The organism is Wolbachia endosymbiont of Anopheles demeilloni (assembly GCF_018491735.2).
Taxonomy (GTDB): domain Bacteria; phylum Pseudomonadota; class Alphaproteobacteria; order Rickettsiales; family Anaplasmataceae; genus Wolbachia.
Genome location: NZ_CP084694.1, coordinates 582,866 through 603,448 on the forward strand (window position 1 = coordinate 582,866; position 20,583 = coordinate 603,448).

Genomic DNA, 20,583 nt, shown 5'->3' on the forward strand with positions numbered 1-20,583 from the left:
ACCCAGCTTTTGCATAATTGACGCTCAGAGTGTAAAGAACGCAGACACTGATGAAGAAAAAGGCTATGACTCTGGTAAAAAAATCTCAGGAATAAAACGCCATATCGCACAAGATATAGATATTTGCTATTTATTCTCAAGCTTATTTAAATAGCATTTTACTTTTTTTAGTATGTAGAGATTTTCTAGGAATTATTTTATTGAATTCTATGATATTATTTTTTGTAAGATTGTTATACATATCATAAGAGTGAATTGATGAAATTTGTAAAGGAGTTTTATGGCTTAGCTACATGATACTAACACTCAAGTAAATTTTCATCAATGACGCAATTTGCTATGTCTATATCTCACATAGCTTACAACTTGCTTTACTCCGTTTACTTTTCTTGCAATTGCTATTATAGCTTTTAATTCCGCCTTATTTTGAGCTATGCCCATCAAATAAACGACTCCATCAACTGTATTAACGCTATAATTAATTGATTTAATATTTCTTTTTCCCAGAAGCCTCGTGCTTATCTCTGCTGTTATCATACCATCCACAGTAACATCTAGCATAGAAGCCATTTTAATTGGTGTGACTCTTATTTCATTTATCACTTCTTTAATCTCTTTTTGCTGCCAAGCTATTTTCTCTGCCGTGAGTTGCTTTTCATGATTATCAACATTTCCAATGAGTAATACTCTTCCTTCACTCACTTTAACTTTTATAGATGAGAACAGTCCGTGTTTTAAGAGTCCCTTATTGATTCTTATTACTATAGTTGTATCATCAATAATGTTTCCCAAGGATTTATCTTGCATTGTTATTGCTGTAGCCGCTGCAGTTGCTGTTACCACTATACCACTCACAAGAGTCGTACAGCCACTCTGTGTAATCAGAAAAATTGCTAGTAAGAAGCTTGCTATTAATCTCATTATTAATTTCCAGAGTTTAGAGCTTTAATTAAAGAATATTAATAAGCTTTTTTTATTGTGTAAATACTATAAATTGAATAAGCCTTGAATATTTCTAAGAGACTGTACATGATCTCAAAAAAGGGATAGAATGAGAGGATAAAGTAGGATATGGGAAGTTTATATCCAAGTGATATAAGTCGAGGAAAGTTTGAGATTATTGTAGCAGATCTGAAGTCTTGCAGGAAGAGGAAAAAAGATGGGTTGTTGAGAGATCTTTTGCTTGGTTGCAAAAATGTAGGCGACTTTGGAAAAATTGCGAGCGGAAACTCAACACTAGCCTGCAAATGGTCGTTCTTGCTTTCGCTGCTTTGCTTCTGAAAAGATTGTGAACAGGATCTGAAACAGTACTTATCTTAATAATGTTAGTTAAAGCAATTCAGGCTTAGATTCATAGTGGAGTTAACCAGTATTATAAGTTCAGTCTGTGGTATTAAAATCTAATCTTTAAATTGCATAAGATGACAGAAGTGGTTATCTATAAGTGAATGAAGGGTTCTTGCGGATATGGCGAAATTGGTAGACGTGCCAGGTTTAGGTCCTGGTGAGCTTGCTCGTGGGGGTTCAAGTCCCTCTATCCGCACTTAAAGTCATGTAACTCAGGTTTTAAGAGAAAATTTATAATTACTAAGTACACTTTTGTTTGTATAAGAACCTGTTCTTAAGGATTGTATTTAACTTAAATTCTGGTAAAATGGCTTTATTAAAACATAAATAAAATATTGATAACAGGTTGTAATGTCTAGTAATATAACTCAAAATGCAGTAGAAGCAGATACATTAAGTAATATATATACCTATAAGGAACTTAGTGTAGATAAACTAAAGTATGAGTATGAAATCACAGTTAGTAGTGATTATATAGAACAAAAGATAAACTCTAGATTACAAGAAATAGCGAAGGATGCAAAACTGCCTGGATTTAGATCCGGAAAGATGCCTTACGATCTTGTTGTTAAAAATTATAAAAACGAAGCTTTGGAATATGTGATAAAAGATACGATTGACTATTGCTCAAGTGATTTAATGAAAAAAATCGAAGTTAAGTCTCACATTCATCCTAAGGTTGATATTATGTCATTACCAAACCTGGATAAAAAGGATGAAAAAGGCGACTTTCTGTACAAATTATCTTTTGAATCGATGCCAAAAGTGCCAGTAATAGATCTTGATAAAATAAATTTGAAGAAAGTTAAGGCAAAAATCAAAGAAGGAGACATAAAAGAATTTATTGATTCTATAAAAACAAAATTTCCTAACTTTGTCTCTGTTAATGATGCTTCTTATCAAGCAAAAAACGAGGATAAACTGATAATTGACTTTGAAGGGCGAATTAGAAATAAGCTCTTTCAAGGTGGAAGTGGCAAAAATTTTACTGTTAATTTAGGATCTGGAACATTTATAAATGGTTTTGAAGATCAATTAATTGGCATGAAAAAAGGGGAAACAAAAAGTTTTAAGTTGAGATTTCCTGAAGATTACCAGATAATTTCCCTTGCGGTGCAGGAGGCTGCTTTTTCTGTTCGAGTTAATGATATTCAGATTGCCAAAGATTTGCAAAGTGATAATGAAATAGCTAGGAGAATTGGTTTTGAAGATCATTCTTCGCTAATAAATCATGTAAAAGAAGTAATTGATAATCAGTGTAAAGAAATGGGAGATCTCTTAATTAAGAAAGAGCTATTTGATTGTTTGGATGCTAGTTATAGTTTTGATTTGCCTATAGAAGTAGTAAAACAGGAACAGCAGAGAGTGGAAAGAGAGTTGAATGCTAAAGATGATTCTTGTAAAGAAGCTGAAAGACGCGTAAAGCTTGCAATGCTATTTATGGAGTTCAGTAAAGAACATGAAATATCATTAACTCAAAGTGATATTATGAATGTTATTGTAAATCAATATGTCAGTAAAGATGTATCATTTGACAGAGTATTTAAACATTTTAAATCAGATGGACAATTTCAGGAATTAGTTAGAGGGCAAGCGCTTGAGTATAAAGTGACAGATTATATGATAGAAAAAGCTAGTAAAGAAGAACAGATTGTTTCTGTGAAAGAATTAAAGGAATTATTTGATAATATTTGATAGGAAAAGGTATGACTCTTATACCAATTGTAGTTGAACAAACTAGTCGCGGTGAGCGGGCTTATGACATATATTCAAGGCTAGTAAAAGAAAGAATAATTTTCGTAACTGGCCCTATTGAAGACAACATGGCCAGCGTAATAGTAGCACAGCTTTTATTTTTAGAATCGGAAAATCCCGATAAAGACATTTGTATGTATATTAACTCACCAGGTGGTGTTGTAACTGCTGGTTTGTCGATCTACGATACAATGCAGTATATAAATCCAGACGTTTCAACTTTGTGTATAGGTCAAGCTGCATCTATGGGTTCTTTGTTGCTTACAGCTGGTGCGGAGGGTAAACGTTACTCGCTACCTCATTCAAGAATTATGATACATCAGCCATCTGGTGGTTATCATGGGCAAGCAACTGATATAGAAATACATGCTAATGAAATTTTGCGAATTAAGAAAAAATTAAATCAAATTTATGAAAAACATACTGGAAATTCACTAAAGAAAATTGAAGAAATGATGGAAAGAGATAAATTCATGGATCCTGAAGAAGCAATGAAAATTGGCTTAATTGAAAGAGTAATAGCTGAGCGTAAAGATATGAAGATTGAAAATATTAAAGTTAAACAAAAGGTAGTTTAATGGATAACAATAATGATTTACACTACTGTTCTTTTTGTAACAAGGCACAAAACGAAGTAGATAAATTGATTACTAACTCTTCAGATGGTTTAAAGGTGTTCATTTGTAATGAATGCATAGAGTTATCCCATAAAGCAATAAGTCAAAAGAAAGAGAGAGCTTTTAATTCAGATCATATATCTGATATGAAGCTATTACTAAAGAAACCTGAAGATATAAAAAATTTTCTTAGTAAGAATGTTGTAGGTCAGGAACATGCGCAACACGTTTTATCTGTGGCTATGTATAACCATTGTCAATCCATGGTGCAACTTCATTCTATAAGTGATATTGAAATTGAGAAGTCAAATATAATGCTTATTGGCCCTACTGGTTCTGGTAAGACTTTGCTAGCAAAAACACTTGCTAAAGTTTCAGATGTGCCATTTACTATGGCCGATGCGACAACTTTGACTGAGGCAGGTTATGTAGGTGATGATGTAGAAAGCGTGTTGTCACGTCTATTACAAGCTGCAAATTATGATGTTGCAAAGGCACAGCATGGTATAGTGTTTATCGATGAAATAGACAAGATCACAAGAAAGTCTGAAAGCGCTTCAATAACCCGTGATGTTTCAGGTGAAGGGGTCCAACAAGCTCTACTAAAAATCATGGAAGGTACGGTTGCTTATGTTCCTCCACAAGGAGGACGAAAACACCCGCAACAAGAGTTTATACAAGTAGACACTAGTAACATACTATTTATTTGTGGAGGAGCTTTTGAAGGCCTAAATAAAATTATTGAGGCAAGAAAAAAGGGAACATCAGTTGGCTTTGGAGCGGATATAAGTCAGTCTAAAGCACAAAAGAAAAAAAATGCTTTACGCGATGCTCAACCTGAGGACTTAATCAAATTCGGTTTGATACCCGAATTTGTAGGACGGGTTCCAATAACTGCTGTTCTAGATGAGCTGGATCACGAAGATTTAATACATGTGTTGACAGAGCCAAGAAATGCGCTAGTAAAACAATATAAAGCATTGCTTGCATTTAGTAAAGTAAACCTTGAGTTTTCAGATGAAGCAATATCAGCTATTGCTAAAAAAGCTATAAGCTATAAAACAGGTGCAAGGATGTTACGTGCTATCTTAGAGTCACTTTTGCTTGATGTTATGTATATATCCGGCAACGGAGGTTTTGAAGGTAGCACTATAACGGTTACTAAGAAAATGGTAGAATTAGGCAAAGTGACGATTAATCATACTAATAAGGGTAGTGTTATAACGGTTAATGATTAATTTGAGGCATATATTATGAGTATTGGACGTGCTGTAAACTTTAATTCTACTGTATTACCAGTATTACCTCTAAGAGATGTAGTAATTTTTCCAAATATAATGTTGCCTTTATTCGTAGGTAGAGAAAAATCTGTTCATGCACTAGAGTATGCAATAAGTAGCAGTAGTCACCAAAACGAGATTTTTCTCATAGCACAAAAAGATGGTTCTATTGATAATCCAGAGCCAAAGAATCTTTATGAAGTAGGCGTGTTAGCAAATATTATACAACCATTAATAAAACTGCCTGACAATGCGGTAAAAGTCATGATTCATGGGGTAAGAAGGGGAAGAGTTATAGAATATATTAGCTCTCACACTTTGTTAGAGGCCAGAGTAGCGTTGGATGGTCATTATGAGTATGGAGAAAATGAAGATAATATTGATTTAGAAGCTTTAAGGCGTTCTGTTATAGATGCATTCGACAATTGGTGTAAACTAAGCAAGAAAAGTCGGCCCGAGATTATTATTGACCCCATTGATCAAGTTAAAGAGGTTAATCAAATTGTAGATATGATAGCTTCGCACTTAAATATAAAGGTATCAGATAAGCAAAACATACTTGAAGTTTATAACCCAAAAGAGCGTTTAAAAAAAGTTTTTGCTCTTATTGAGAGAGAAATAAGTATTTTGAGTGCACGAAACCGCTTGTATAAGACAATTAAATCACAGGTTGAAAGTACTCAAAGAGTCTACTACCTTAATGAGCAATTAAAAGCTATACAGAAAGAATTAGGTGAGTTTGAAAATGGAGATGAAGGGAATATACTCAATGAATTTGAAAAAAAGATAAATGAAACAAAGCTTTCTGAGGAAGCAAAAGAGAAAGCCATAACTGACTTAAAGAGATATAAGAAAATGAATCCCATTTCTCCTGAAGCAACAGTTATATCTAGTTACTTGCATTGGTTGCTTGATTTGCCATGGAGAAAGTACAAAGATGCAAAAATTAACTTAAATGCGGCTAAAAAAATCTTAGATGAAAATCATTATGGCATAGAGAAAGTAAAAGATAGAATAATAGAATTTTTAGCAGTATTAAAGAGAGTAAAAGAGATAAAGGGTCCTATACTTTGCTTAGTTGGACCACCTGGTGTTGGTAAAACTTCTTTAGCTAAGTCTATGGCAAAAGCAGTAGGAAGAGATTTTGTTCGCATATCTCTTGGTGGTATACGTGATGAGTCTGAAATACGAGGACACAGGAAAACTTATATTGGCTCAATGCCTGGTAAAATCATTCAACACATGAAAAAAGCTAATTCATGCAACCCGCTTTTCCTTCTTGATGAAATAGATAAGATGGGTTCTGATTCGCGTGGTGATCCTGCATCTGCATTACTTGAGGTTTTGGATACTGAGCACAATAAACATTTTACAGATCATTACTTGGAAGTTGAGTTTGATCTTTCAAGTGTAATGTTTGTAGCCACAGCAAATAGCTTAAATTTACCGCATCCTTTGCGTGATAGGATGGAAATTATACAATTATCTGGGTATACCGAAGATGAGAAGATCAGTATTGCTACACATCACCTTATTCCAAAATTAAAAAAAGAGCATGGTTTGCATCAGAAGGAGTGGGAAATAACCAATGAAGCATTATACGAGTTGATACGTTTATATACACGTGAAAGCGGCGTGCGAAGCATGGAAAGGGAACTTGCAAAACTCATGAGAAAAGCAGTTAAAGCAATATTAACTGATAAAAATAAGAAAATATCTGTAGAGATTGGTAATTTACAAGATTATCTAGGGGTACGTAAGTATACCTTTGGCATTGCAGAAAATGAGAGTTTGGTAGGGATAGTAACTGGTCTTGCCTATACTGAAACAGGTGGTGATATTTTGATGATAGAGTCAGTCCTAATTCCTGGTAAGGGGGAGATAAAATATACAGGAAAGCTTGGAGAAGTTATGCAAGAGTCTATAAAAGCTGCGTATAGTTATGTGCGATCAAATTGTTTATTTTTCGGTATAAAGCCCGAAAAATTCCAAAATAATGATATACATTTGCATGTACCTGAAGGTGCTGTGCCAAAAGATGGTCCCTCTGCTGGCAGTGCAGTATGTACGTCTATTGTTTCTCTCATGACAAATATATCAGTTAACAAAAGTGTTGCTATGACAGGCGAAGTAACATTGCGCGGTAGAGTTTTGGCTATCGGGGGCTTGAGAGAAAAATTGCTTGCTGCGCTAAGAGGATCAATCAAAACTGTGATTATACCAAGTGAAAATGAGAAAGATATGCAGGAGATTCCCGCAAATATTAAAGAAGGGATCAACGTAATTTTTGTTAAGAATATTGATGAAGTTATAAAAATTGCTTTAACTCGCCCTATTACTTCAATTGATGGTGATAGTCAAAATAGTCTACCTTCCTCCATAGAAAATAAAGATAGTACCTTCTCTGCGTTAGAAACATTAAAGCACTAAATTGAAAAGGTTTATGCAATTTTCGTTTCTTTTTTTTAAACCTCAAAGTTCTGATTTGAATACATAAATTACAAGTAACATATATGGCAATTTCATAAGTTCATTTTTCAAGCATATATTGCAATATCTCACTAGCAATTGCAACATCTTGGCGTGGAGTTTTGCCATGTTCTATAAACACTGAGATTGCATAGCGCGGATCATGGTAGGGGCCATAAGCGATAAACAATTTGTGACTTTCGCCTTTAGAGTTTATCTCTGGTGTACCGGTTTTGCCAGCAATTTGTATACTGCCTAGTCCTTTTCTATAGTTAGAATTCACCACGTCAAACATAGCTTTTCGAACCACACTAAGATGCTCATGATTCACATCAATATCAAGAAAGTCTTGCCCTGGTTTACTCATCTCAATGTGGGGAATTACCTCCTTTCCTGTTGCAACCCTCGCTGCAAGAACCGCAAGCTGTAGTGGTGTTGTAAGTAAATACCCTTGTCCTATAACTAAGTTAATGGTATCACCTAAATACCACTCTGAATATAGCTTACGTGCACGCCAATCCACATCAGGCAACAATCCCGGAGCTTCTTCCTTAAACATTCCAACTAATGGTCCACTTCCTATACCAAATTTGCTAGCCATTTCTAGTAGAGAATCTACATTTATTTTTTTTCCTATATTATAAAAGTAAGTGTTGCATGAGAAGGCCATTGCCTCGTTTAAAGATACATATCCATGGACTTTGCTTTTTAGGCAACGAAATTTTCGTTCACCTATTTTCATATATCCCCTACACGAGAACTTTTCTTCTGGTGTTATTATTCCATCTTTTAAACCCGCAAGCGCATCTATTATTTTAAATATTGAACCAGGTGGAATTTGATATGATAATGCACGGTTTACAAGCGGTAATGAAGGATTGTTTAAATTTTTCCAAGTTTCATTTGATAATCTGCTAGTGAAAAGATTATTATCGTAAGAAGGTGAATTATATAATGCTAAAATTTCTCCGTTATTTACATCAATTACCACTGTGGAACCTTGGTGGTCTTTAAATATCTCTGCAATTTTCTTCTGTAAATCAACATCAATTGTCAGCTGTATATCTTGTCCGTCTTGCTGCGGTATGCTAGATAACTCTCTCATGATAAGCTTCTTAGAATTTATTTCCTGCTCAGATTTTCCGGTCTTGCCTTTTAATACATGATCATATTTATATTCAATTCCACTAACCCCTGCTTCATTTATGTCTTGCTGTCTTTTTGTATATCCGATTATATGAGAACATATCGAACCAAACGGGTAATAACGTTTATAAAGAGCAGTTATTTTTGTATCTGATGATTTTGTTGCATCAGGTTTAATTTCTGATAACATCTGCAGATCAACCTCCCTAGTAAAGGTTTTTTGCCCATCAAATAAAACAATATACGAAATTTTGTTTACTGCGAGTTCAACACTATTCCTATCCAAAATCCTGCCTCGTTTAGGCACAATAGTAACAACTTTTATCCTATTATTATTGGATAGCACTTCATATTTTTGTCTATCTCGTACTTGTAAAGTATACAACCTATAACTAAAAATAGCAGAAATAGTAAGCTGAATACCACCTAATATGAATGCCCTGCGGTTGAAGACCTTATTTTTTGTCCACATAGAATTCCTTTAGAATGCACTCCTTCTCCTTTTATTGGCATATTTCTAGCTTTCACCACATCACAAATCCTCTTTTCCCAATCACTTAAGGTAACAAGCTCATAACCCCATTTTTTTAGTATTTTAATAATCTGAGGTAAAGCTTTAACTGTATTTGATTTGTTATCGTGATCATGGAACAATATAATCGCTCCATTATGTACATTGCTTAAAACTCTTTCAACCAGAATCTCTGATTTATCGCCTTGCCAGTCCAGAGAATCAACTGTCCATAGTATGGAACACATATTTAATCGATTAGTATTTTCGATCAAATTATCATTGTGACATCCATATGGTGGACGAAACCATTTTACATTCTGTTCTGTTGCATTTTTAATTGCCACATTTGTCTTTTCCAGTTCTTGCAATTGCTCCTCACTTGAAAGTGATGTCAACTTCCTATGCGACCAAGAATGATTACCTAATTCATGACCTGCTTTATGGATTTTGTTTACTATTTCAGATGTTTTTTTATTTATAAGCTCACCAAGCACAAAAAATGTCGCTTTTGTTTTATTGCTCTCCAGAATATTAACAATATCTCCTGCTCTATTATAAGACGGTCCATCATCAAACGTAAGTGCAACGAACTTATCTTTTTTATTCAATAATTTCTTTATATTACTTAAATTTCTATATGATAGATCCAAATCACAACTGAGCCCACGATATGGTAAGTTAAAGTTACAATCACTACAGAAAACTGCGCTTGAATATAACAAAAGAAAAGCGATTATTCTTATAAACATATATAATCAGCAAATTGATAGAGTACTACACTTTTTTGCTAAATTAAACCACTTTTAACAGCTACTGTTTACTTCGTTATTTTATCAATATACTGTATTAATAACTTTATATAATATAGTATCATTGCAAATATAAATACCGTTGCACTTCAGGGAACCAGCACAATAACTGTTAATGCACAAATTCACATGGCAAATGGTATTCCAGCTTTTAAAGCAACAAGGACAACATTGCAAATTTAGAGTTCAAAAGGGTTATTCCTCGAGAACTACTGCGTCAGAAAGCTGGCGTTGAATTTGTATATAATGTTGATCTTGGAGGTTTTTATGAATAATGAAGAACTACTAAAATACTTGCTGTTTTACTCTCTCCTTCATCTAACGCCTGCATGGCTTTTTTCCTTAAGTCATAACTGTATGCTGCTGGCACTTTTACCTTCTTATTACCCTAAGTCTCTATTTTATCCTGTTTCCACTATTATTAGAAGGGCTATAACTGACGAAATGATAAAAAATTATATTGAAAATCACTCTAAAAAAGAAGATAAATTTGGTAAGTAGAAAGTTAGCATTATATGCTCTCTCTCAATCTTTGGATTTCAATCCATAGTGGTTGAATAATAACCTCACTGTTTAGTAATTCGATAAAAGTAAGATTAAAACTCAATTGAGAAGTTCTGGTTTGCTATTAAGCATTTCATAAGAAAAGTGCTGCCAAGCTTTTGGCCCAATATTAATTCGGCTATTGATTTTTTCTTTCAGTTCTTGGAAAAATCTTACTTAGCTTAGCTATAGATGTTTACAAAAGAAATTCAAGTGAGTGAAGAAAGAAAAATTATTTTTGCAATACCGTAGGTACGCTCCACAATTATATTGAAGTTTTTATTGCACTCAAAACCTTCATTTTTCCTCATTTCTAGAATTATTAACGCATTATCATTTAACCAGCTTGAGTGAGCTAACTCGTCTAAAGTTGAGTTAACCAGATTGATATTATAAGGTGGGTCCATAAAAACTATATCGCACTTTGAAATAGGTCTTGGTAATCCGTTAGCATTGCAACAAATTAACGTGATATCGTTCGTAATTCCAAAATCTTCTGCTGTTTTTTTAGGCAGTTGCAAATTGTAATAATCTGAATCTACCATGAATGCATGTTTAGCACCTCGAGAAAGTGCTTCAAATGAAAAAGAACCACTTCCGCAGAATAAATCAAGTACATTTAGGTTATAAATAGGTTTTCTTGAAGAAAGTATACTAAATATTGCTTCTCGGACACTACTCATAGTGGGCCGTGCAGCTAAATTCTTGCCTGTAGTTATTTTTCTTCCACGATATTTACCCGCAATAACACGTAACATATAAAACAAGTTCGAAGTTAACTAATTATTTATAATACACATTTAATGTCAACATAGCTTCAGCAGTCTAATAGAAAGAAGGTTGCTTGTGGAGAAAAGCAAGATCAATCGCTTTTCTTTGATTTATTTTCTATACTGATTGCACGACCAATCTCGTCTTGTAAATCATCATGGTTGTTTTTTTCATCATGATTCATCCCTTCAATTCTACTTTCTAACTCTAACTTAATTAAAGTATTGATTTTCTCTATACTATAGAGGAAATTGTGACACTCTTCATCACTATATTCCTCACCAGATTCTTTTTTTTCTATAAATAGACTTTTGAACCCTATTAGATCAGAACTCTGATCGGCATTCAACACAATATTTCTCTCTATAAAACTAAGATCTGATAGTAACAAACTAACCTCTAATAGATCTTCACTTTCAATGTTTGCAAGATTATCAAGATCGTCTAAAATAGAGAACATCTTAAGCTCCTTCTGTGCAATTTCTTTGTCTTCTTTGTCAAATTCTGACGATAGCCCTTTATCATCTATAAGTCTCTCATTCAGAGCTTTATTTAGCTTTGAAAGACTAACATCACCTTGCTTAGTGCTATCTAGTAACAAATCTACCCTCGCTCTGCGCGCATTTAAAACATCATTGTAATCGTTTAACTTGATATTACCATCTTCGTCTTGCTGCAAACCATAATATTTTAGTCCTTTAAAATTACAATTCTTCATTATTATCTCTGTTATCATTCCTTTCATTATCTTGACGTTCTCTATCTTCTCCAGCACGCTTTTTTATAGCTTCTGTAGTGTTTTTTAGGGTTTCTGGTTCCGTACCTAATTTTCGATTTGATTGATTAGGCTTATTTTCTTTTGATGATTCATCTTCTTCTGGTTCTCTCTTGCGGCCAATAGTGTAGTCATGAAGCTTTTCAAGAAATTCCCGTCTATATGTTTTTGCTCTATAGAGTAGATTATGCTGGTAACCATCCTTTTCTCCTATAGCAGGGTTAATTCCTATAGAGTCGAGACCATGTTCCCAAGTAAACTTCATAGCATCTTCTATTGTATAGCCCAAATGTGATCCTACATATCCTTTATAATATTCTAAATATTTATCAATTCTTCTATGTTCAATATCTTCTTTATCAATTCCAAACGCCCTGTAGATTTTTTCCTCAAGCTTATCAACATCATTTTTAGGTGATGTTGCAAATTTTTTTGCTTCAATAGTAGCACCTACAAGCTTACTTGGCACATTAATAGCATATTTCAGCACACCCCTAACTCCTGTTATTCTACCTAGCAAATTAGCTGTACCTCCAGCTAATCTGTTCGGTACATGAGTAGCCCAATTACCTAAAGACTCTAGCCCTCCACCAATTTTATCTTGCATCTGTTGTTTTAATCCCTGCATTAAACCAGTCACAGGTGATGCTTGATACATACTAGATATATTGTAAACACCAAACCCACCACCGGCAATGCTTGAGCCCATCTGTTGTACAAACTTCTTCAAAGAAAACATCAAAAACGAAAGCAAGAACAATACAAAGATCTCTCCTGCGTTGATTAAATAACCTCTCTGTATGTCTTGCACCCTTTGGTAATCACTATTTTCTTGATAATTTTGATTTATATCATAAAAATTCTCTGATTGGCAGCTTACACTTTGCGTAATTACACCTTGCACTAAAGACTTTATTTCACTTTTTGAATTTGGTCGAATGATACCCTTTTTGTAATCGCCTATTATTTTTTCATAATTTCTGCACTCTTCTTCATGCTGTTGAGATTGACAATAACGCCTTTTTATCTTACCATCTATACTATCTATCAACAATAAGATATCAGCCTTTTCTGATGCATGTAATAAACTATTCGTTAGACGCACTAGATCTTTTTCACTACAATTAGCATCAACTACTATATCACTTTCTGCTATATAATGGTCTGCTGGATTTTTCTCAGTACCAGGCACTGGGTTCAAGAAAGGGTAATCTATATAACGAAAACCTTTATTAATGTAATCTGGTGGAAGAGGGATATATCCAGCGCCACCAGTAAACTTCACTGTACCACCTATTCTGCTTAGTTTTTCTATACCTTCTATATTCTTATCTACGTTCAATTGAGAAGCCTCTCCAATATCATAAGGTACAAAAATTTGCCCTGGAGTCCAGCTAAAGTATTCTTTATCAATTATACAAAAACCACCAAATACCGATTTTGGAGCACATAACTTTATTTCAAGCCATTTATTATAGCACACAGTAAAGCCTAACTGTTTATAAAAGGTATTCATTGTCATCGCAGCAAGTAATGACAGCAGGGTAAATATCATAATTGATTGCAAACAGAAACTAATACAGAATTTTATCCAACCCTCAAATAGACTTTTCAGTGGTGAAAATAAAATAGAGATTAGGAATAGCGGCATTATAGCTACAAGAAAAGCTATACCCATAAAACCAGAAAGGAATATTATGTAAGCATACATACACAGCAGGAAATATAAGGCAATCCCTATAAAAATTGCCGGTATCATAAGGAGACTTGCCCACATTTGATAATGTAAAAATGCTGCAAACTTTTTCCAAACAGAGTAAGCAAAAAACTTATTAAACATATCCTCCATGAAGCTAAACAATTTAGCTTCATTTCCTTGAGCAACGTTTGAATTACCTCCGGTGTTCATGTTGGGAGCAAAATTAGTAATTATGCTTATCAATTGTTCAAGACCTTTAACAAAAAAAACAAGAAAATGATCATAGAAAAATCTAAAACTTCCAGGAGATATAAGCACTATTAATAGAGTGATTTTCATCATTTTGATGAGCATATCATGCTTAGTTTCTCTTATCATTCCAAAAAGATAAAGAAGCGATGAAATCACTATAAATAGAACAAGCAAGGAAAGAACAAAATTGTGAAAGCTCGTACTTTTTTCAGCTATATTTTGAAACATCGCTTGTGCAGCTGCAGGATCATTGCTATCAAAATGCTTTTTACAATTTTCGTTAATCAATAATACACATTTTAGATAGTTATAAACGTAATCAAAAAATCCAAAATTACTTGGTTTCTGCACTCCGCTCAAAAATTCAAAAGAGTAGCCACCTGCATTATCTAGATAATATCTATCTAATATCTTTACATATATTTTCCATCCTTTTTCTAACCTCACCGTATTACAATTCCTGTCCTGTAATGTGGTGTTATCTCTGTCTAAAGTAAAAAGCCCACTTCCATCTTCCGCTACGGAATTGTAACCTAGATGTACAGTAGGAGACTCAGGGTTACGCATGGATTTTAAATTTTCGTTAGGACTAGAATCGCTAGGCCTTTTAAATAAAAGATAAGCACCATGGCCGTTAGTAAACCAACATGGAGCACCGCGTTTTTCTTTGTTATCATCTTCACTAATACACTTGCAACCTACAGGGCAACTTACATTAGGATTACTTGAAATTTCCTGTGGAGTACTAGATTTATAATCATTACAAACTAAGCGAAAGTCAGGCAGACTATTATCGCCTTGTTTGCCTTCAAATTTGGTTATATACTTCAGTTGTTCCAAGTTTTGCAAGCTATAACTGCTTTGAGATTCCTTCTTATTGTTATTGCTCCAAGATGTCCATGCACCATTTACTCGTACTACTAAACTATCTCCATTGGTTTCAAATCCGGTATCCTTCCATTTTACCACCTGATTAAGGTGAAAACCATAATTAATTTCGCCAGTATTAGGATCAATAATTTCTCCATCTTCTGGAAAAAAAGCATCGTGATCTCTTGAAAAATGAGCACCAACTGCAACCGGCTCAGGACCAAAATAATCAGCAGATATACATCTTGGAAAAGGCATATCATTCTTACTACAACCTGTAACCAGCACACAGATTACCAAAATTAATAACCTAAACCAACATTTGCCTAAGCGTGATTGCATACCTAAACTTTTTCCAATACAGAATAAATTTCTAAAACCTTACTTCAAATATCTTTTTAATTAGTTACTCCATATATCTCATCAATCTTCCTTGACTTGTCCTTTTGTTTTATCAAAATCCTTTTGCTTATCTGGCTGGCTTAGTGTTTCAGATTTGCTCATTTCTCTGCCAGTACTCGCTTTCCCATCTGCTTGCTTTAGTGTATCAGGCAATTTAGCTTCAATTTTGCTACGATCTTTACTCATTCCCTGCTTGATGTTATGTATCATATTTTGGGTTCTATCATCAAGGCCAACAGTTGACAGCATAGCTTGTGATGCGCTCCTAGAAATATGACTAACACTTTGAGCAACTCCATAACCAGAGCTGAACAACGCCTGCGCCATAGTTTCTGATATAGAAACAAAAGCTTCCATTGCACTAGCAATGATGAGATATATAAATGCCTGGATTAGATCTATAGGTAATGCTGCAAAGTGCCCACCAGCCCTTTCTCCAGTACTGAGCGCAACATCAACACTAGTACCAGGACTATACCCAAGAGGTAATATTGATTTCATAAGACACAGATCATACGATAAAAAATTTACACTAATTAAGCATTGATAGCATGCAGAAAAATTTGTGAGGTTGTATAGAACTGAATACATTAACTGGTTTAAAAGAGACAAGGATGAAAATAAAATGACTGGTTGCAATGAAACATGAGCCAGCGTTTTTATCCAATTATCAAATAATGTTTTAGTTTGTTGAAATAGAATAAATACGATAAATAAAGGTGCTAATGACAATAAAAATGCCACTAAAACAGTAGATATTACATACTTAAACGCAGCACTAATAATGCATCTTAAAAACACAAAAGTAGCATAAAGTATTGCCAAAAATGCAATAAAGCCAAAAGGTCCTGATAGCATTAAAGACAAAAATTTCAGCCATGTTTCTCCTGTAAATAATACTCCCGCTGTTAAATCTAAGAATGCAAAATTTTTACCTCCTTCTCCTATATAGCCAGAAAAACTATCAACTAAATAAATGCTACCATCAACAAAAAGCCCAGACAAAGTTGTACCAAAGAATTCCCAACTTCTATCACTAAAAGCAAAAGCTATAAATGCTATTTTGAATATTCTTATAATAAAATCGAATTTACTTAATTGTATTGTTCCAAGCATATAGCCAACAACAGTAAATGTAACGTATAGAATAAGCAAAGCTCTTATTACTTGTAGAAGCCCCTTTCTATATCCTTCATATGGAATTTTAATTCCGTCTTCACCCCCGTCTGTTATGAAATCAAAAATCTTGTTTACAGTTGATGAAATAAAATCTTTTATTTTTCTTTTTAAAAATAAATTTACTGTGTATTTGTTATCTTCATAATATTTGCCTTCTTTGTCCGTAATATCATCTTTCTTTACGTTTTCTACATTAATACCAAAGTATATCTTTTTAGACTCTTTATCCTTTAAATGACTTCCATCTATTATGTAATAGTCTACATTATCCTCTGTTATTTTATCTAATTTCTTTACTTTTTTGAAATTATTAGTCTTTCGAGCAGATGGATCTTCTGGCGGGCTATCACCCAAGTACATATACAGTTTTTTACCACTATCGAAGTTACATGATCTAGTCACTGCAACATGATATCCACCTCTATGAAGTTGGTAGTTGCCATTACTTGCTATAGCAAGCATCACACTACTACCAGGTAGTATATCTTTTTCATCTATTTTATAATCATGATTTAATTTCAAAGAAAAATGTTCAAAATTACCACCAATTTGCGAACACACATTATCCCCTTTTGCACCCTTTTTCTCTGGAAAACATTGAATACCTTTAGCAGTATTCTGATTATTAAGATCGCCAACTTTTGCAACAAGAGCCTCAGCCCAAGAAATATCTTCTCTGTCCTCTTTGAAGTTTAATTTAGAATTTGATATTAAATTAATGTCAATCTGCTTAGAATCCCTCTTATTTTCTTTAATCTCTTTTAGTTCATCCTCAATACGTTTAAGGTGAGAATACATGTCACATGTATTTCTTTTATCATACTTCTCATACCTTATAGAAGAGACGCAATTCTCCCCTATACCTTTTGCGTTGTAACATATATTCTGATAGTAACAATTAAGTTCATAAGAACTGTATTTGTTCATCTCATTAAAATCACACCTTTTCCCATTACATAATTCATTCAGTCCTATTTTAGTTCGTCGTAAATCTAACAATGCTCCATTTATCCATGAATTTTGAATATAATCCTTATTAAAATGTACCTTATTATCATATGGAGTGTAGCCATTACCAACTAGCACTCTTCTTTCTTCTATGTTCTCTTTATTAATCTTAGGAAATTCTACTTTAGTTCTCTTACCACTTTCTTCACAAAAGAACGTTCCTCCATTGAGCATGTCTTTTATTGTAGCTTTGTCTTTTTTATCATTTTCTTTAGCTCTATAGCAATAGTCATCAAAGCTGATACCTTTCCCTTCCGGATTGTCATAATTAATCGTTATCTCTCTGGGAACTAAGCTAAAGCTTAACTTATCACCAGGATTTGCTTTAATTCCAGTATCTACATAACGTCTATTGCTATAGAATTCATTATTTCCAAAGCCTATATCCCCACATATTTCTCGTTCATCAAGACTAGCATTATCAATTAACTTATTACTGTAATTTGGTATTAAATCATTAGCACAAAATACAGCGGGCACAAGTACTCTCTTTGGATTTTTCCCTTCTTTAAGAGGACAAAAATTTACTGACCCACCAAGAGTAAATTTGATTTTCTCATCCTTGCTAATTACTTGACCAGAATCAACCCAATGAATTTTAACTCCTTCGCCAGCTTCACGAACTGGAACATCTATACTGACACTAGTATTTCTGCTCTGCAGCCCAGGTTCAACACAATCCATTGTGCAGCCAGTAATTACAAGACATAGTATCAATAATAATGATTTTCTGCTCATCATTGATTTCCTGTGTTTGTCGGTATTTTAGGTGCTGATCTTTGAGCTGATTGTGGTATTTGAGGTCTTCGACTTGGTGTACCAGATTGCTGACCTGCTCTTCTTTGGATACTTTGTTCATCTAAACCTACTGTTCCCATTAAGCTTTGCTGATATTGCCTTCCTGGTTCGCTTGCCACATAAACACCAAACAACGAATCAGATATTGTTGAAGATGCCTCAACTAAAGCTTTCATAGCATGTCCCAAAATCACAAAAGCCATCATAGCTGTGATGTTAGGTGCATGTTTGAAAGCATAACCATAAATAATACAAGGATTAAAAATCTTTAAGTTAAGATTAAGTATACATGTAGGGCAGACCTCAAAATTAAAGACCGAATACACAATATAATCCATAACCTGGCTTATTAATGATATAAAAATTAAAAGCACTACCGGATGAATTGCAAATCTTGCTAAATTTTTGACCCAATTGTGAAACATCTGTCTAGTATATCCAAATAGAAGGCAAATAATAAAAAGAGGCGCCAAGGAAAGCAATAATGCAACTATTGCTATAGATGTGATAAAAGAAAATAAGACGTTAAACATCGATAAGCTCACTGTTATCAAACCCCAAATCACCAAGCAAAACGATACAATACCCAAAGGACCGGAGAATATAAGAGATACTATTAGTAACACTGAATGTGCTGATAAAAACCTATTGAGCGGTAAATCAAGAAATTCAAAAACATTTGATGTTGTACCTCTGAAATTTGCTATTTCTATTAACTGTTTTGGAGCATTAACAAAAATAGAAAATGCATTGTTATAAAAAAAACTCCAACTGTTATCGTTCAGCAATTGGGTAATAACTCCTATCTTTACACATATAATTAAAAATTCATATATAGAAGCATGAGACAATCCAAAAAAGTAATAAAGGGTGTATAAAACTATATATAATACTAATAACGACGCTATTGTAGATCTGATGATATTTGTTCTATTTGATGCTACAAAACTTTGATAAAGAGACTTCACAGGGCTAGTATCAGAGTGAATTGCGTTAGTGTCTTTGTAGCTAGAACCGAAAAATGCAGTTTTTACTTTTTCATCAAAAAATTTATATATCGCACTAAAAGTTCTTACAGGTGGCTCTTTAGTTGTAAGGTTAATGCTAAATTGACCTTCATTTTTCTTATAATCACAGCCATGATCTCTTATTCCGTAATATATAGTGCCACTCTTGTCCTTTAGCTTTTCTTTTAAGCCTTCCATATATTGAGTATTATAAACTTTGCTAATGTCTACAGGTATATCTCCCTGAGTTTCATCGGGCTCACGCTCAGGAAATGTGTTAGAAACGCTTATATATAAGCTTTTTTCTAAATTAGGGATTCTTGTTACTCTTATGTTGAAACCACCCTTGCCCTTACCATCACCTAAACTAAAAGTTAACTCTGATTTTGGATGGTTACGATCTATCTTATGATCACAGTTAATACATATACCGCCTCCTGGAATGTGTTCAAATTCCTCATTATCCATGTGAACACGTAATAGTGTAATGTCAGTTTTTACCCGTTTTTCCTTTAATACGTTATCAATAATTTCAGCAATAACAGATTCACTTCTAGAATTTAAAGTATTGAATATCTCACCTTCTATACTATTGTATTCAATATATACGCAACCTTTTTCTCTGCTGCCGAAAGAAAATTTACATATACGTCCACAGAGTAAATTTAAAATGCGCGTATTCATCTTACTTTTCTGATCGCTTGAAAGCTTGCTGCAGTCTATATTTTCTCCCTTCTTTATAAAGTTAATATTTCCAATCTCCTTTCTTTTTTCTTCTTGGTCTGGTTTTGAAAAATCTGAACTCCAGTACTCTTGCCCGGGAAGCCATTCTGCATTGCCTATCATGAGTTTGTTAGGACATATTGTGTACCTGTATTCTCCATTTTGCCATATTGCCTGACATTCATTTTGATTTAAAACATGTGCAAAATACTCCTTCTCTCCTTCACCGCAACTCTCGTCAATTTTTTTATAGGTGACCGTGCCATTATCGTTTTTACACATTTTACTTCCAACAACACTAAAGCTTATCGCATCGCCAGCTTTAAGCGCAAACGGTAATGTAACGTTTCTTACTCCAGGTTCAATTGCAAAATCTTTATATTGCGAACAAAAATTAACCTTATTAGGTACTATATTAATCTCTGTTACTTTTATTTTATCAGAAATATAGACTCCAGAATCAACCCATTTCTGCTCTGTTGACACTATATCCAATTTCTCACGCAAGCCTGATAAATCTTCTGGCTTAATACACCCGCACCCAGATAATAAAAAGAGTATCACAAAACTTATGCATAGCTTAACCAAGTTTTGGTTGCTCAAATGTTCAAACATCTGT

The 20,583-nt window shown here is 33.8% G+C and carries 12 protein-coding genes, 1 tRNA gene and 3 pseudogenes; 8 read left to right on the forward strand and 8 right to left on the reverse strand.

The genetic code is table 11. The features are described 5' to 3' along the window. Positions 1 to 9: 9 nt before the first annotated feature. A pseudogene (locus JSQ73_RS06760) lies at positions 10 to 115 on the forward strand (transposase); the annotation flags it as partial. Between the two features lie 206 nt (positions 116 to 321). Here JSQ73_RS06760 and JSQ73_RS03180 read toward each other — a convergent pair. Beyond that, the gene (locus JSQ73_RS03180) at positions 322 to 921 is read right to left on the reverse strand and encodes a BON domain-containing protein (RefSeq protein WP_214249549.1); all 600 of its coding nucleotides are present in this window, start codon (positions 919 to 921) and stop codon (positions 322 to 324) included. Positions 922 to 1,154: 233 nt separating this feature from the next. On the opposite strand from JSQ73_RS03180, the pseudogene JSQ73_RS03185 reads away from it, so the two are divergent. The 6 genes and pseudogenes from JSQ73_RS03185 to lon all read left to right on the forward strand — a co-directional run. Then, a pseudogene (locus JSQ73_RS03185) lies at positions 1,155 to 1,292 on the forward strand (transposase); the annotation flags it as partial. Positions 1,293 to 1,461: 169 nt separating this feature from the next. Next, positions 1,462 to 1,543, forward strand: a tRNA-Leu gene (locus JSQ73_RS03190). A 155-nt stretch (positions 1,544 to 1,698) separates the two neighbouring features. Further along, complete coding sequence (gene tig, locus JSQ73_RS03195) at positions 1,699 to 3,042, forward strand: trigger factor (RefSeq protein WP_214249550.1); 1,344 nt, start codon at positions 1,699 to 1,701, stop codon at positions 3,040 to 3,042. A gap of 11 nt (positions 3,043 to 3,053) precedes the next feature. After that, positions 3,054 to 3,680 (forward strand): ATP-dependent Clp endopeptidase proteolytic subunit ClpP, encoded by a 627-nt coding sequence (gene clpP / locus JSQ73_RS03200; RefSeq protein ID WP_214249551.1) that lies wholly within the window; start codon positions 3,054 to 3,056, stop codon positions 3,678 to 3,680. Further along, positions 3,680 to 4,957, forward strand: a complete 1,278-nt coding sequence (clpX, locus tag JSQ73_RS03205; RefSeq protein WP_214249552.1) for an ATP-dependent Clp protease ATP-binding subunit ClpX — start codon at positions 3,680 to 3,682, stop codon at positions 4,955 to 4,957. The genes clpP and clpX overlap by 1 nt, the downstream gene beginning before the upstream one ends. Positions 4,958 to 4,972: 15 nt before the next feature. Next, complete coding sequence (gene lon, locus JSQ73_RS03210; RefSeq protein ID WP_214249553.1) at positions 4,973 to 7,429, forward strand: endopeptidase La; 2,457 nt, start codon at positions 4,973 to 4,975, stop codon at positions 7,427 to 7,429. Between the two features lie 100 nt (positions 7,430 to 7,529). Here lon and JSQ73_RS03215 read toward each other — a convergent pair whose 3' ends face one another. Then, positions 7,530 to 9,086 carry a penicillin-binding transpeptidase domain-containing protein gene (locus JSQ73_RS03215; protein WP_214249554.1) on the reverse strand — a complete coding sequence of 519 codons (1,557 nt, stop codon included), beginning with the start codon at positions 9,084 to 9,086 and terminating at the stop codon, positions 7,530 to 7,532. Beyond that, positions 9,041 to 9,877: a polysaccharide deacetylase family protein gene (locus JSQ73_RS03220; protein ID WP_214249555.1), complete on the reverse strand. Its 837-nt coding sequence runs from the start codon at positions 9,875 to 9,877 to the stop codon at positions 9,041 to 9,043. Before JSQ73_RS03220 ends, JSQ73_RS03215 begins: the two co-directional genes overlap by 46 nt. A 441-nt stretch (positions 9,878 to 10,318) precedes the next feature. Between JSQ73_RS03220 and JSQ73_RS06835 the strand changes: the two are divergent. Then, positions 10,319 to 10,438 (forward strand): annotated as a pseudogene (locus JSQ73_RS06835) (IS200/IS605-like element ISW1 family transposase); the annotation flags it as partial. Positions 10,439 to 10,689: 251 nt separating this feature from the next. Here the strand turns inward: JSQ73_RS06835 and rsmD are convergent. The 5 genes from rsmD to JSQ73_RS03250 form a co-directional block, all read right to left on the reverse strand. Further along, a complete protein-coding gene (gene rsmD / locus JSQ73_RS03230) occupies positions 10,690 to 11,238 on the reverse strand; it encodes a 16S rRNA (guanine(966)-N(2))-methyltransferase RsmD (RefSeq protein WP_214249573.1) in 549 nt (182 codons plus the stop codon). A gap of 104 nt (positions 11,239 to 11,342) precedes the next feature. Beyond that, positions 11,343 to 11,972: a WD_0853 family protein gene (locus tag JSQ73_RS03235; protein WP_214249601.1), complete on the reverse strand. Its 630-nt coding sequence runs from the start codon at positions 11,970 to 11,972 to the stop codon at positions 11,343 to 11,345. Then, entirely contained in the window at positions 11,956 to 15,189 is a 3,234-nt protein-coding gene (locus tag JSQ73_RS03240; protein WP_214249574.1) for a TrbL/VirB6 family protein, read from the reverse strand. Before JSQ73_RS03240 ends, JSQ73_RS03235 begins: the two co-directional genes overlap by 17 nt. Positions 15,190 to 15,270: 81 nt before the next feature. Then, positions 15,271 to 18,177: a TrbL/VirB6 family protein gene (locus JSQ73_RS03245; RefSeq protein WP_214249575.1), complete on the reverse strand. Its 2,907-nt coding sequence runs from the start codon at positions 18,175 to 18,177 to the stop codon at positions 15,271 to 15,273. Further along, on the reverse strand, positions 18,174 to 20,579 hold the full coding sequence (locus JSQ73_RS03250) for a TrbL/VirB6 family protein (RefSeq protein ID WP_214249576.1): 2,406 nt from the start codon (positions 20,577 to 20,579) through the stop codon (positions 18,174 to 18,176). The genes JSQ73_RS03245 and JSQ73_RS03250 overlap by 4 nt, the downstream gene beginning before the upstream one ends. Between the last annotated feature and the right edge of the window lie 4 nt (positions 20,580 to 20,583).

Bases quoted from the DNA above. Each gene is read 5' to 3' on its own strand.
- JSQ73_RS03180 (WP_214249549.1), bottom strand. From the start codon at position 921: ATGAGATTAATAGCAAGCTTCTTACTAGCAATTTTTCTGATTACACAG.
- tig (WP_214249550.1), top strand. From the start codon at position 1,699: ATGTCTAGTAATATAACTCAAAATGCAGTAGAAGCAGATACATTAAGT.
- clpP (WP_214249551.1), top strand. From the start codon at position 3,054: ATGACTCTTATACCAATTGTAGTTGAACAAACTAGTCGCGGTGAGCGG.
- clpX (WP_214249552.1), top strand. From the start codon at position 3,680: ATGGATAACAATAATGATTTACACTACTGTTCTTTTTGTAACAAGGCA.
- lon (WP_214249553.1), top strand. From the start codon at position 4,973: ATGAGTATTGGACGTGCTGTAAACTTTAATTCTACTGTATTACCAGTA.
- JSQ73_RS03215 (WP_214249554.1), bottom strand. From the start codon at position 9,086: ATGTGGACAAAAAATAAGGTCTTCAACCGCAGGGCATTCATATTAGGT.
- JSQ73_RS03220 (WP_214249555.1), bottom strand. From the start codon at position 9,877: ATGTTTATAAGAATAATCGCTTTTCTTTTGTTATATTCAAGCGCAGTT.
- rsmD (WP_214249573.1), bottom strand. From the start codon at position 11,238: ATGTTACGTGTTATTGCGGGTAAATATCGTGGAAGAAAAATAACTACA.
- JSQ73_RS03240 (WP_214249574.1), bottom strand. From the start codon at position 15,189: ATGCAATCACGCTTAGGCAAATGTTGGTTTAGGTTATTAATTTTGGTA.
- JSQ73_RS03245 (WP_214249575.1), bottom strand. From the start codon at position 18,177: ATGATGAGCAGAAAATCATTATTATTGATACTATGTCTTGTAATTACT.
- JSQ73_RS03250 (WP_214249576.1), bottom strand. From the start codon at position 20,579: ATGTTTGAACATTTGAGCAACCAAAACTTGGTTAAGCTATGCATAAGT.